This is a genomic window from Terriglobales bacterium (genome assembly GCA_035567895.1).
Lineage (GTDB): Bacteria > Acidobacteriota > Terriglobia > Terriglobales > Acidobacteriaceae > Gp1-AA112.
On record DATMPC010000107.1, the window covers coordinates 12,844 to 25,665 of the forward strand.

At 56.8% G+C, this 12,822-nt stretch carries 13 protein-coding genes; 4 read left to right on the forward strand and 9 right to left on the reverse strand.

Annotated features, from left to right (window positions below; genetic code table 11):
* Positions 1 to 21: 21 nt before the first annotated feature.
* Entirely contained in the window at positions 22 to 762 is a 741-nt protein-coding gene (gene recO / locus VNX88_23070) for a DNA repair protein RecO (GenBank protein ID HWY71567.1), read from the reverse strand.
* A gap of 131 nt (positions 763 to 893) precedes the next feature.
* A complete protein-coding gene (locus tag VNX88_23075; GenBank protein ID HWY71568.1) occupies positions 894 to 1,154 on the reverse strand; it encodes a ferredoxin family protein in 261 nt (86 codons plus the stop codon).
* A 369-nt stretch (positions 1,155 to 1,523) separates the two neighbouring features.
* Between VNX88_23075 and VNX88_23080 the strand changes: the two genes are divergently transcribed.
* The 3 genes from VNX88_23080 (at position 1,524) to VNX88_23090 (ending at position 4,273) form a co-directional block, all read left to right on the forward strand.
* Positions 1,524 to 2,363 carry a Cof-type HAD-IIB family hydrolase gene (locus VNX88_23080; GenBank protein ID HWY71569.1) on the forward strand — a complete coding sequence of 280 codons (840 nt, stop codon included), beginning with the start codon at positions 1,524 to 1,526 and terminating at the stop codon, positions 2,361 to 2,363.
* Between the two features lie 93 nt (positions 2,364 to 2,456).
* Positions 2,457 to 3,188 carry a lytic transglycosylase domain-containing protein gene (locus tag VNX88_23085; GenBank protein ID HWY71570.1) on the forward strand — a complete coding sequence of 244 codons (732 nt, stop codon included), beginning with the start codon at positions 2,457 to 2,459 and terminating at the stop codon, positions 3,186 to 3,188.
* A gap of 5 nt (positions 3,189 to 3,193) precedes the next feature.
* Positions 3,194 to 4,273: a lysylphosphatidylglycerol synthase transmembrane domain-containing protein gene (locus VNX88_23090; GenBank protein ID HWY71571.1), complete on the forward strand. Its 1,080-nt coding sequence runs from the start codon at positions 3,194 to 3,196 to the stop codon at positions 4,271 to 4,273.
* A gap of 153 nt (positions 4,274 to 4,426) precedes the next feature.
* On the opposite strand, the gene pheT is transcribed toward VNX88_23090, so the two are convergent.
* From pheT to VNX88_23125, 7 genes are all read right to left on the reverse strand, one after another.
* Positions 4,427 to 6,508 carry a phenylalanine--tRNA ligase subunit beta gene (gene pheT, locus VNX88_23095; protein ID HWY71572.1) on the reverse strand — a complete coding sequence of 694 codons (2,082 nt, stop codon included), beginning with the start codon at positions 6,506 to 6,508 and terminating at the stop codon, positions 4,427 to 4,429.
* A 231-nt stretch (positions 6,509 to 6,739) separates the two neighbouring features.
* Positions 6,740 to 7,852, reverse strand: coding sequence for a phenylalanine--tRNA ligase subunit alpha (gene pheS, locus VNX88_23100; GenBank protein HWY71573.1), 1,113 nt, complete (start codon positions 7,850 to 7,852; stop codon positions 6,740 to 6,742).
* 148 nt (positions 7,853 to 8,000) lie between these two features.
* On the reverse strand, positions 8,001 to 8,366 hold the full coding sequence (rplT, locus tag VNX88_23105) for a 50S ribosomal protein L20 (protein HWY71574.1): 366 nt from the start codon (positions 8,364 to 8,366) through the stop codon (positions 8,001 to 8,003).
* Between the two features lie 281 nt (positions 8,367 to 8,647).
* Positions 8,648 to 8,842, reverse strand: a complete 195-nt coding sequence (gene rpmI, locus VNX88_23110; protein ID HWY71575.1) for a 50S ribosomal protein L35 — start codon at positions 8,840 to 8,842, stop codon at positions 8,648 to 8,650.
* Positions 8,843 to 8,954: 112 nt separating this feature from the next.
* Positions 8,955 to 10,565: a histidine--tRNA ligase gene (gene hisS, locus VNX88_23115; protein HWY71576.1), complete on the reverse strand. Its 1,611-nt coding sequence runs from the start codon at positions 10,563 to 10,565 to the stop codon at positions 8,955 to 8,957.
* A 215-nt stretch (positions 10,566 to 10,780) separates the two neighbouring features.
* Entirely contained in the window at positions 10,781 to 11,425 is a 645-nt protein-coding gene (locus VNX88_23120; protein HWY71577.1) for a DJ-1/PfpI family protein, read from the reverse strand.
* 170 nt (positions 11,426 to 11,595) lie between these two features.
* A complete protein-coding gene (locus tag VNX88_23125) occupies positions 11,596 to 12,132 on the reverse strand; it encodes a gamma carbonic anhydrase family protein (protein ID HWY71578.1) in 537 nt (178 codons plus the stop codon).
* Between the two features lie 380 nt (positions 12,133 to 12,512).
* Between VNX88_23125 and rpsU the strand changes: the two genes are divergently transcribed.
* Complete coding sequence (gene rpsU / locus VNX88_23130) at positions 12,513 to 12,695, forward strand: 30S ribosomal protein S21 (protein HWY71579.1); 183 nt, start codon at positions 12,513 to 12,515, stop codon at positions 12,693 to 12,695.
* Positions 12,696 to 12,822 lie beyond the last annotated feature (127 nt).

Genomic DNA, 12,822 nt, shown 5'->3' on the forward strand with positions numbered 1-12,822 from the left:
CAGCTATGCAGCTTGTTTGATTTAATCCAGCTTGGCCAATGCGATGCTGGTTACCAGCTTACCTTCGATATGGCGTTCGATGCATTGCGCGAGAAACTTTCTCAGGTCCGCGCCGCGCTGCCGCTTCCACGGTTCTGCGGCAAACGCGTCGACAGGATAACGAAACATGTCCGCCGCGAGCTGCCGCGACGGCAATGACATCTCCGAACTGGCAAGCCGTTTGTGCTCCGCGCACATCAATCCATCGGCGAGCGCATGAAAGAAGACGCGGCCCGATCCGTTCAGCTCATCCCCACACACAATGCAGGCGCCCAATTCGGGAAGCAGGCCCATCAGCCGCGTCATCCACAGATCAAAGTACGTGAGCGGCATCCAGATGCTGCCGGCTTCCAAATGTGGCAAAACTGAAAGCGTCAAACGAAAGACTGCATCATTTACGTCGTGGTCAGGAAGCAAGCCATCAAGCACTTCCGCCACATACGACAACGCTACCGTGCGCTCGTAATCAACGTCGTGCATCAACGGCGACTCGATCACATCGAACGAGTCGAGCCGGACCAACTCCTGGCCTTGCTTCTGATCGTAATAAGCTCGAACCCTGGTTAGCGGTTCGAGCGCGCCCCCGAAGCGCCGTTTTGACTTCTTCGCCGAGCGCGCGACTCCCCGGATCTTGCCCTCTTCGCGTGTGAACAACGTCACCAGCAGATCAGCTTCCCGCAGCGGATACGTCCGCAGCACGATGGCGTCTGACTGCTTGAGCACCGTTTTCGCTGACCTCGCATCGATTCTATGGCAGTTTCACCTGTACTGGTAGAGACGCAGCACGCTGCGTCTCTACCAGTGCAAAAAGCAAAGGCCCGGCCTGTGCGGCCGGGCCTGTACACCGAATTCCTCTAGCGCCCAAAATACTGAGAGTTCTTGACCTCGTATTCTTTCCATTTCTCGGGCAGGTCGTCGGCAGCGAAGATCGCCGAGACTGGACAAACCGGAACACACGCGCCGCAGTCGATGCATTCGACCGGATCGATGAACAACATGTTGCTATCAGCGTGCGGAGCCTCGTCTTTCTTGGGATGAATGCAGTCCACCGGGCAAGCGTCGACGCAAGCCGTGTCCTTAGTGCCAATGCAGGGTTCTGCGATTACGTATGCCATCGAATCTCTCCAAATGAGTGCGCTATCTAGACGCAATAAGTTCTGAAGGATAAAGAGGAATTCTATCAGCGTCGCTGCATTTTCACCACGGAGACACGGGGGCACGGAGAACGACAAGGAAGAGGAAGACCTAACCACAAAGGTCACGTTGGATCACGGAGGATCTGGTCGGTAATCCGGCAACCCTTGGTGATCCTTCGTGTCCTTTGTGGTTTCACCAGCGGTTCTCCGTGCCTCCGTGTCTCCGTGGTGAAAGGTCTTCACGCCAGCGCGGGTTCTCGCTCTTCACCCGGCTGCTATTTCAACCGATGGTCCGACGACCGGATGGCCCGATTCTCCCATCCCTTTCCGAATGCTAAAATCTCCCCAGTGGCTCTTCCCATCCGCCTGATTGCAGTGGACATCGATGGCACTCTCATCGACTCCACTCTGGACATTCCCGCAGGCAATCTTCAAGCACTTCGCCACGCCCACGACGCTGGGGTCGAGATCGTCCTGGTTACAGGGCGCCGCCACCGCTTCGCCATGCCAGTGGCCGAACAGCTTGGGTTCGAGTTCTGCCTTATTAGTTCGAACGGCGCGATTACCCGATCCACAACTGGCGAATTGTTCCATGCCGACATGCTTCCTCGGCAGATTGCGCACCGCCTTTGTGAGCACATGGTAGAGTTTTCCGGCTGCACTGTGCTTACTTTTGACAAGGAAGCCCGGGGAGCCATTGTGGTAGAACGTACCGACGAACTCGGGACCAACATTCAGCGCTGGATCGACAAGAATCGTATGTATATAGAAGAGGTCAGTCCCATTACGACTGCCTTGGTTTGCGATCCGGTGCAGGCGATGTTCTGCGGTACGGTGAAGCGAATGAAGCCGGCCGAGGCCCGACTCAACGACGGCACGTTTGCCGGCCAGATCAACGTGTTGAAAACACAGTATGACCACCGTGACCTGTGCATCCTCGATGTCCTACGCTACGGTTGTTCCAAGGGATCGGCCCTGGCGCGATGGGCGGCCCATCTTGGCGTTCCGCGCAGTTATGTAATGGCAATAGGCGATAATTACAATGACATCGAAATGCTGGAGTTCGCCGGATTCCCGTTTGTGATGGCCAATGCCTCGGACGACCTGAAGCGGAATGGCTGGCCGGTGACTCGGGATAACGAATCCTGCGGGGTGGCTGCGGCGATTGAAGAAGTGCTGGCAGGCTGAACCGGCGGCGGTAGCCGCTGGGTACGTGAGGGCCGGCGCTGATAACGACCTGCGATTAGCCCAGCGGCTACCGCCGCCGGTACCGACAACACGATGAGACTGATTCGCAAATCCGTGATGCTGGCCGTCGTGGCCCTGGCCGCGATGTCACTGCACGCCCGCGAAAATGCAGTCCTGCGCACCGGCTTCACGATCTCCCACGATCATCACCAGCAGATCGGAACGATGACGCGGCTCTTCCTCTCAAAAGCCGACGACGAGTATGTGGACGTAGAGACGGAGAAGATCGTCAGCTTCGAGCCCGACGAGACTCCAGTCGCAGCGCCAGTTCCAGCAAGGCAGTTCACTGGCCCTTCATCTCCCGACCTGAACCAGATAGTCGACAAGGCTGCCCGTGAAAATCAGCTCGACTCCGACTTTATTCATGCCTTGATTCTCGCCGAGAGCGACGGCAAAACAAACGCTGTCTCCCGCAAAGGCGCTCAAGGGCTCATGCAACTCATGCCCGACACCGCGGCTAAGCTCGGAGTGAAGAACAGCTTCGACGCGAACGAGAACGTCGCTGCCGGCAGCAAATACATTCGCGAATTACTGGCACGCTATAACAATGATCCGGTACGCGCTCTCGCGGCCTACAACGCCGGGGCCGGACGCGTCCAGCAGTACAACGGAGTTCCTCCATATCGCGAGACTCGCGCCTACGTCGCGAAGATTATTCGCGAGTTCAACCGGCGCAAGCTGGAGCAGGAGCGTTTGGCCAAGGCTTCGAAGAAACCAGCCAAGGTCGCGGCGGCCAAACGTCCCGCCACTCGAGATAGCAACTAATCCACGTGGATCGCAAACGACTCATCGTCACAGCGGTAGTAGTGTTGATACTCGCGACGCTCGTCGTCCTGCAAGTCCATTCCTGGCGCAAGTTCGATTGGGACATATTCGGTCAATCTCTGGAACAATTGAACTGGTGGAAGATCCTCGGCGCTGTGGCCCTGGTGTATCTCGCCGACGGACTCAGAGCCGTTCGCTGGGCGCTTTTTCTTAGGCCGGTGAAGAACGTATCGTTCTGGAGTTTGCTGCCGGCCCAATACATCGGCTTTACCGGGCTGGCACTTCTGGGACGTCCGGGCGAAGTCATAAGACCGCTGGTCATCGCGCGCAGAACCGGGCTGAGTTTTTCCTCGCAGTTTGCCGTCTGGACGGTTGAGCGCATCTTCGACATCTCCGCCGTCACCATTATCGTTGCCGCGGACCTCCTGTTCTCCGGAACACTGCAGACCTTCACCGACAAGCAATACAACATCATGCGAGCGCTGGGAGCGGTGTTGATCTTCATCGTCTTCTCGCTGCTGTTCTTTGCAATCAGCGTGTGGCGCAAGGGAGAGCAGATTGCGTTATGGGTAGAGCGCAAGCTAAGTCACAAGCCGCACGTGGCCCATCACTTTGCCGCCAAGATCAGAATCTTCAGCACCGGGCTGCACACCATCCATGACGTGAGTTCCTTTATTGGAATTAGCGTGCTTTCGATAGTCATCTGGTTATTAGTTGCCGTTGCCTACTACGCCGTGCTCCAGTCCTACGCCGATGAAACCGTCTACACGATGACGTTTGTTTACGGGATCATCCTCATGGCCTTCAGCGTGGCGGGAGGCGTTTTGCAGCTTCCAGTAGTAGGTGGCGGATCGCAGTTGTCGACGATCAAGGCCCTATATTCCCTTTTTAATACTCCGCAGGAACTAGCAACCAGCTGCGGCATCATGCTGTGGCTGGTGATGTTCGTGTCTGTAACCCCTCTGGGGTTATTGTTGGCTCGCCTGGAACACGTGTCGTTGCGGAAGCTCGGGGCCGAGTCGCACGTCGAGGAAGAGCAGACCGAAGAGGCAGCCGAGCGGCACAGTGCGGTGGACTCGGCATAACGAACGGGGCGTCCGGGCGCCCTCGCCCGGCGTGGTCTAACCTCATCGAGAAACTTTAGAGGACTCTCGGCTCCGACACTTCGCCGGGCGAGAGCGCCCGGCGGTCCGGAATGCTCATCACATCCGAGGGCGGCAGTGTCACAGGGCTAACAGCTAACCCCGCAAACTCCCACCCAACCCCTGCACTGCCGCGATTACCTGCTGACTCCAGCCCGATACCTCATCATCACGCAGGGTTCGCTCACCAGATTGAAACACGAGATGCAGCAATAGTGAGTACTTCCCTTCCGGCACTCCCGGACCCCGAAAAAGTTCGCGCGGCTCGATCAATTCCAGTTCGGGAATGTTCATGGAGTCGATCGCGCTGCGCAAACGCTCGTAGCTCACACTGTTGTCGAGCAGCAACGAGAAATCGCGCTCTACCGAGGGATAACGGGAGAGCCGCTGATAGCGCGGCTCGCGCAGAGGCGCGGCGAACAGGCGATCAAGGTCGAATTGGGCAAGCCACACTTCCTGTTTGAACTTGCGCTCTGCCGCTAAGTCGGGGTGAAGCTGTCCTAGCTCGCCAATGGTCTCGCCGTTAAGGACAACCTTTGCCGAACGCCCCGGATGAAAGTATCCCGAAGCAGGCGCAGAGAACTGCACGGGCTTCCTCTCGAACGTCTCTAGAATCGCATCGGCATCCCCCTTCAAGTCGAAGAAATCGGTGGGACGCTGCCGCAGCTCGACGCCTTTCTCTCCAAACGATCCGGTAGCGGCGAAGCAGGCCAGCTTTTTCTGCTCAACTCGTTCGCTGGACATCGCAAACACGTTTCCCATTTCGAACAACCGCACATCGGTGGCTTCACGATTGAAATTCCAGCTGAGCAGGTTGAGCATTCCCGGCACCAGCGAATTCCGAAGCCACGGAGCTTCCTCACTCAATGGATTCTCGATTGCCACGGGTTGCGCCGTTGAGAATCGCTCAGCATCGTCGGTTGAAATGAATGTAGGCGAGACGGCTTCGTCATAGCCCAGCGCGAGCAGGCGATTGCGAGTCTTCGATTCCGGCAACGCGTGCGGTAGCTCAACCACGCCGCCGGAGAACGATGGCAGGGTATTTGCGAAATTGTTGAAGCCGTAAACGCGAGCAACTTCCTCGATTACGTCGATCTCGCGCTCCACATCCATGCGCCAGGTTGGGATCTCGACCGTGTAGGCCTCAGGTGGCTGCAAAAGAGTGAGCCGGGCGCCCTCCTCTGATGCGCCGTTCGAGCTTGCACGCACATCGGTAAGCCCGAACCCAAGGCGACGCAAAATGCGCGTCACGTCGGTCTCCGGAATCTCCTGTCCAAGGATTCGGCCCAGTTCGCTGCGCTCAAGTTGAATCGGCTCATGAATTACCTTGCGCGCAATCTCGTCGTTGTATCCGGCGAGCTTGCCTCCCGCCGTCTCCAGCACGAGTTCGCTAACACGGTCGCATGCCAGTGTCGTTGCGCCCCAATCGGCGCCGCGCTCGAAGCGATGCGAGGCGTCGGTGTGCATGCTGTGACGGCGCGCGGCTCGGCGTACGGTTGCCGGATCGAACCATGCTGACTCGATGAGCACGTTGCGCGTGTTGGGCGTAATCATCGTGTCCCATCCGCCCATGATGCCTGCCAGCGCAATCGGCTTCACTGCGTCGGCGACGACCAGATCGCCGGGATGCAGCTGGCGCTCGACTCCATCGAGCGTCTTCAGCTTCTCGCCGTGAACAGCCTGGCGCACGACAATTTTGCCGCCTTCCAGCAGGTCGAGGTCGAAGGCATGAGTGGGATGCCCCATCTCCATCAGCGTGTAATTCGTCGCGTCGGCGACGTTGTTGATGCCGTGATGCTCCTCAATCAGTAGCCGCTCAGCGATATAGCGCGGCGACTTCTCTATGCGCACGTCGCGTATCGCTCGCGCCGTGTACCGCGCGCAAAGAGCAGGATCGAGGATCTCGACAGGAAAAGACTCCGGCTGAATCAGCTTCGGCAGTTTGAGAACGATCGGCTGCAACTCGAGGTTATAGATCGCGGAGCACTCGCGCGCGACGCCGTAATGATTCATGGCATCAACGCGATTGGTCGTGATCTCCATCTCGAAGAGCACGGCGTCGCCTTCGCCGATGAAACCCTCAACGGCGATGCCGGCGTGCGTCAGGTCTTCGGCGAGACGCACGTTATCGACGTCGAGCGCGACGAATTCCCGAAGCCATGTGGGAGAAATGCGCATTTAGCTAGTGACTGCGTACAGCTAAAACCCTGCCGAGCCCAAACACTGTCATCCTGAAGTCCCTGTTTTGGGCGAAGGATCTCCCGAGATGATTCAGACCTAATTGCACCCTCCTGGCTCTTTCACGAGAATACGGGCCGAAAAGCCGGGACAGCGCAATGAAGCCTGAAACATTCCGGGAGATCCTTCGGCCAAAGTCAGGCCTCGGGATGACAGTTTAGAAAACTGTCTTTACGCAAACTGCTCCAAGAACCTTACATCGCCCTGATAAAACAACTGAATGTCATCGACTCCATACTTCAGAATCGCAATCCGCTCCACGCCCATTCCAAACGCGAATCCGCTGTACTTCTTCGGATCGTAATCCACGAACCCATATACATTCGGATCCACCATTCCCGAACCGAGAATCTCGATCCATCCACTCGCTTTGCACATCCCGCAGCGTTCTCCGTTCAACCGGCCGCTTCCTCCGCACTTGAAGCAGGAGATCTGCATGTCGGCGCTCGGTTCCGTAAATGGGAAGAACGAAGGATAGAATCGTGTCTTCACGCTGGAGCCGAACATTGCTTTCGCTGCCTGATCGAGCGTGCCCTTCAAATCGCAGAAAGTGATGTTCGAATCCACCGCGAGCCCCTCGACCTGATGGAAGATGGGCGAGTGCGTCGCGTCGGCCGTATCGGCTCGATGTACTTTCCCCGGAACAACCACGCGAACGGGTGGCTGCTGCTTTTCCATCGCGCGAATCTGCACCGGAGAAGTGTGCGTGCGCAGAAGGAGGCGCTCGCGGAGGGGCTTGCCTTGCTGCCCTTTGATCATCAGCGTGTCTTGCGTATCGCGCGCGGGATGATTCGGAGGAAAGTTGAGCGACTCGAAGTTGTAGTAGTCGGTCTCAACCTCGGGGCCCTCGGCGACCGAGTACCCCATCGCCTTGAAGACTCCCACGATCTCGTTCATCGTCCGAATCAGCGGATGCTCAATCCCAAGCTTGCGCCGGTTGCCGGGAAGCGTGACGTCGACGCACTCCTGCTCCAGGCGCGAGGCTGAAACAGCAGAGCTGACGCGAGCAAGCGCCGCATCGATCTGCTCCTCGACGATTTTCTTGACTTCATTGACGCGCTGACCGACTTCGCGTTTTGCTGGCCCCGGGGCCGCTTTCAGCCACTGATCGTTGAGCAGCGTGAGAACGCCGTTCTTGCGCGCCATCCAGCGATCGCGCAGGATTTTCCAGTCAGCCTCGCTCGAGATAGCGGCACTCTCGCTCTGTAGAGCAGACTTCAGGTCACGTGCCGCCGCGTCGAGTGCGGAGGCTGAGAAGTCTTCGAGCTTGGGGACCGTGTACATATTCTTCGTGTGTCATTCCGAGCGGAGCATGACGTAGCGAAGCGAAGTCGTGCGGAGAGAGGAATCCCTACCATGCCGACGCTTTTCGGTAACTATAGGGATTCCTCGCGGGCAAACTACGCCCGCTTCGGAATGACAGAAACACAGACTAAGCGCTCTTAGCCAAAGCCGTCTTCGCCTGCGCTGCCAGCGTCGCAAATGCCGGCGCGTCGTTGGCTGCGAGTTCCGCCAGCACTTTGCGGTCGAGTTCCACTCCGGACCTCTTGAGTCCGTTGATGAACTGGCTGTAGCTCATGCCATTCAGCTTGGCGGCGGCGTTGATGCGCACGATCCAGATGGAGCGGTACTGGCGCTTCTTCTGCTTGCGCCCGGAGTAGGCGAACTTCAGTCCGCGCTCCACGCTCTCTTTGGCGCTGCGATAGAGCTTTGATTTTGTTAGGAAATATCCACTTGCGCGCTCAAGAATCTTTTTCCGCTTGGCGCGCCGCTTGGTTCCGCGTTTTACGCGAGGCATCGGCGAGTCTCCTTTTTTCGACTGCGGTTATGCGGCTGGAGGTAAGGATGATTACCTCTTCACACGCGATTTGCTCCGGACGAGCTCTGTGCTCATCTCAGATCCTGCGGTGGCGGGATCAACGGAGCGCGAAAGCAAGCATTCAGCACTCGGCTCTCGGCATTCGGCCATGAACCATTATGGGAGTCCAACGCGAACAGCTCATTCGATCTACCCAAATATCGATTTCGACGAAAATGATTCCTGGCTGAATGCCGACTGCCGAGTGCCAAATGCCGCCTCTAGTACGGGATCATTCGCTTCACTTTGGGCTCGTCGGCCTTGTCGACCAACGTATCCAGGTCCAGGCGCCGCTTGGTCTTCCTCTTCTTCGAAGTAAGGATGTGGCGCATGAACGCGTGCCCACGCTTCACCCGCCCGCTGGCGGTCTTCTTGAAGCGCTTGGCAGCGCCGCTATGGGTCTTTAGTTTCGGCATTCGTTCCTCTGCAAACAATTCAAATCCCCAGCAGCGTCGAGCCGCTGGGGACATAGTTAAGTATATGGGAAGGCGGGCCTTTTGCCAATTGATCGAGTGAAGTGAACCGTCTTCAGCCGACCCTCGCAAACACTTTTTCCCATGCATGATGTTTGTCGGCCTCTTCGGGACGAGAGCCGGGAAAGGTGTCGCTCAAGACCTCCAGATCCGACAGTTCTGGTACTTCGATCCAGCGCCAACCCGGAAGTTTTCCAGTGCCGCCGCCACGGACCTGATACGCCAGCAGCCGAAGCTGGCCCTTCTGCATTCCATAATCATGCGGCTCGGCGATCCGCGCCTTACCCTGATAAGTGAATCGAATAAGCCTCTTTTCCAAAATCGCCTTAAGAAGTAAGTCGTGAAATTTTCCAAGATTCATCTTGTGCTCTTTCACCTCTAATGGGCGGAGTGTTGCGGCCAATTGTGAGGTGTTGACCTTCTGCTGTTGCCCGGTCTTCAAGTCCTTAAGAGTAACCTGATCGGCGGCAAGTTCATCCTCTCCAACAATCACGACATTTGATACGCCAAGCTTTTCCGCTGTCTCAAAGGCCTTCTTCAGACGAAAGCTTTCATCGCCAAGTTCAGCGCTAATCCCTGCGGACCGCACATCGCGGGCGAGCTTTGCTGCGGCAACATTCATACCTACTCCCAATGGCGCGATGTAGGCCTGCGGAGGCGAGACATAAGTGGCACTCTCTGAACCTGCCGTAAGCGCCATTACGAAGCGATCTTCTCCTATCGCAAAGCCAATCCCTGGAGCACGAGGTCCGCCGAGCGCTTCTGAGAGACCGTCGTAACGGCCACCTCCCAAAATTGCGCTCTGCGCGCCGAGACTTCCTTGTGTGAATTCGAAAGCGGTGCGCGTGTAATAGTCGAGGCCGCGCACCAGGCGGTCATTGATCACGAAGGAAACGCCCGTGGCGTGCAGGATTTCTTGTACTTCTTCGAAGTGCTTGCGGTCTGCTTCATCGAGAAATCCCGAGATGCGTGGCAGCGTATCGATAATTGGCTGATCTTCGGGAACCTTACAGTCGAAGACGCGTAACGGATTTGTAACTGCGCGCCGCTGACAATCCGAGCACAGGCGGTCGACTACGCCGCTCAACGCTTTTTGTAAGGCTTCGTTGTAAGCAGGACGCGAGCTTGGCGAACCAACTGAGTTGAGCTGTAGCGTCCAATCCTTGATCTCGAGCCTATTGAGCAGCATCACCAGCATTTCGAGCACTTCTGCATCGCGTGCCGGCGACTCACTTCCCGCAGTGGGCGGTCCGATGACCTCAGCCCCAATTTGATAGAACTGCCGATAGCGCCCCTTCTGGGGACGCTCGCGGCGGAATTGCGGTCCGATGTAGTAGAGCTTCTGAAGTCCAGGTCGTTCCCAGAGTTTGTGCTCGATATATGCGCGCACGACGCCAGCCGTGTTCTCCGGACGTAGCGTCAAAGACTGCGCTTTCTCCGACTGCGCACGCGCGCGGTCTTCCCACGTATACATCTCTTTGGAGACGATATCGGTAGCTTCACCAACGCCGCGAGCGAAGAGCTGCGTGTCCTCGAAGATAGGAGTGCGGATTTCGGAAAAGTTGTAGAGCGCGAACACTTCGCGTGCGGTCTGCTCAACCCGGTTCCAGAGTTCAGTCTCAGGCGGCAGCAGATCGCGCGTGCCGCGCACGGCCTTGATCGTCAATGTCGAATCACCTGGATTTATTTAACCACGGAGACACGGAGACACGGAGAAAGGCAACCGGGAGGTATTCAGACTCAGCCTCTTGGACAACTAGGGCAGTTTCCTAAATCAACCGTAAACGGAGAACTCTCGTGAAGAAAGGCTGCGATCCTGAGAAGTAGGAACACTCCCTTGGCTGTTTTCCGTGACTCCGTGTCTCCGTGGTGAAAAATGATTTACCGCACAGCAGCGATGTACTGCGCTTCCACGCGGCGGGCGTTGCTCTCGGGGACTGGATACTCCATGTGACGCGCAGTTGCTCGGCCTATTTCGGCTCCATACATCAGCGCAACCAGATGCAAGGCCATGTCGATTCCGGCTGAGACTCCGGCCGAGGTAAAGATATTGCCATCATTTACTACGTGAAGATCGTCGCGCACGTTGACATTGGGAAATGTCTCCCGCATACGATGGAGAGACTGCCAATGGGTGGTTGCGGACCGCCCCTCGAGGAGACCGGCGCCGGCCAGCAGAAATGAGCCAGTACACACCGAGCAAACAACCTTGGCTTGTTGGGCGCACAATGCGACCCATCCGAGTACGCGCTTGTTTGACTGCAGTGCGCGCGTTCCCCAGCCGCCAGGAACAACCAGGATGTCGAGTGTCGGATGGTTCTCAAGCGTGAAGTCAGGAAGCACGTGCATGCCTCCGGTGGTCGACACGGGATCTTCACCCTCAGCGATTAGCACCACGTGAAGGGGCGAAGGCTCTTCGCGTCGTCGTTCTTCATTGAGCCGCGTGGCGGAAAAGACCTCAAAGGGTCCACAAAAATCGAGAATTTCCACTTCGGGAAATACCAGAATGCCGACGGTGTGCTGCACTGCGATACCCCTTGTTTACGCCAGAAGACCCAAAATCCTTGAACACGGAGGACACGAAGGTCACCGAGGAGGATACTACTGAATTGCAAGCTCGCCGCTGGGCACTAGGCATTCGACGTTGACTCAATCATCCCGCCGCCATCCTTCCGTTTCCTTCGTGACCTTTGTGTTCACCCCGGGTTTTCGGTTTTCAGGCGCCGCTCGTTCAAGTATGTCTGCGTGTAGTCGAGGTAATTGCGCGCATAGCGAAGGATCAACTCTTCGTCCTGGGCCCCAAGCTTCCGACGCATCTTGCCTGGCACTCCAACCACGAGCGAGTTCGCTTCGATTACGGTACTTTCCGGAATCACAGTGCCCGCAGCGATGATGGAACCGCGTCCGATTCGAGCGCCGTTCAGTATGACCGATCCCATGCCGATCAGGCAGGTATCTTCGATCACGCAGCCGTGAAGCGTTACGTTGTGTCCTACCGTCACCCACTCGCCCACCGTGACGGAATACTGGTGTCGCATGCCATGGAGGACGGAGCAATCCTGAATGTTGGAATACGCGCCGATGCGGATTGAGTGCACGTCGCCGCGAACGACAGCATTCATCCAAATACTGGCCTTCTCGCCTAGAACAACGTCTCCAATCACCTGAGCTGATTCGTCTACGTAGCAGGAATCGGGAATGGTAGGGCGAATTCCTTGATAAGGGCGGATCATGAAGGTCTCTGTCCCAGTGTCCCACGAGCCACAGGATTTGGGACAGTGGGACAGTTGTCTAACTCTGACTTAAGCCATTCATAATAAATGCCTTGTGAATTCAACCTGGCTTGGGACAGAGGTTCCGAAAAGGGCATCGAATAGCCAACCAGAGCGGAGCGTATTTTTCGAGGGTTGACAGTCACTCCAAGAATGGCAAGGTAGCATGCTTCGGTTGGTCCCCTTCGACGTTCTCCACTGTCGTCAAAGATCTGAGGAAAACTAGCCGAAATAGCCGTCAATTCTGGTGGAATCTGCTTGACTTGCCGGCTTAAGGCTGCAATAACTACCAAGTCCAAATAGGATCAGTTTGGGGGTGTAGTTTATTGGCGGAAGTACGAGTGCAAGAGGGTGAACCGTTGGAAAATGCCCTCCGCCGCTTCAAGCGTAAGGTTCAGACCGAAGACATCATTAAGGAAGTAAAGCGGCATTCTTTCTACCTGAAACCGGGTGAGAAGAAGCGCGTGAAACAGGCGCTGGCTCGCAAGCGGAATCGGAAGAAGGTTCGCAAAGAACAGGACTAGCAACCTCTAAAAGAGAGGGCCGCCTAAGCTGGCGGCCCTTTTTCCATTTGGACAAAAACTTCGCAGTCTGGAGAGAGTTTAGCGTTAACCGTTCCCGAGGGGAATGGAGGGCCGAACCTGCAGTTGG

Coding starts and splice junctions, on each gene's coding strand:
- VNX88_23075 (HWY71568.1), bottom strand. CDS start 1,154: ATGGCATACGTAATCGCAGAACCCTGCATTGGCACTAAGGACACGGCT.
- VNX88_23085 (HWY71570.1), top strand. CDS start 2,457: ATGAGACTGATTCGCAAATCCGTGATGCTGGCCGTCGTGGCCCTGGCC.
- pheT (HWY71572.1), bottom strand. CDS start 6,508: ATGCGCATTTCTCCCACATGGCTTCGGGAATTCGTCGCGCTCGACGTC.
- pheS (HWY71573.1), bottom strand. CDS start 7,852: ATGTACACGGTCCCCAAGCTCGAAGACTTCTCAGCCTCCGCACTCGAC.
- rplT (HWY71574.1), bottom strand. CDS start 8,366: ATGCCTCGCGTAAAACGCGGAACCAAGCGGCGCGCCAAGCGGAAAAAG.
- rpmI (HWY71575.1), bottom strand. CDS start 8,842: ATGCCGAAACTAAAGACCCATAGCGGCGCTGCCAAGCGCTTCAAGAAG.
- VNX88_23125 (HWY71578.1), bottom strand. CDS start 12,132: ATGATCCGCCCTTATCAAGGAATTCGCCCTACCATTCCCGATTCCTGC.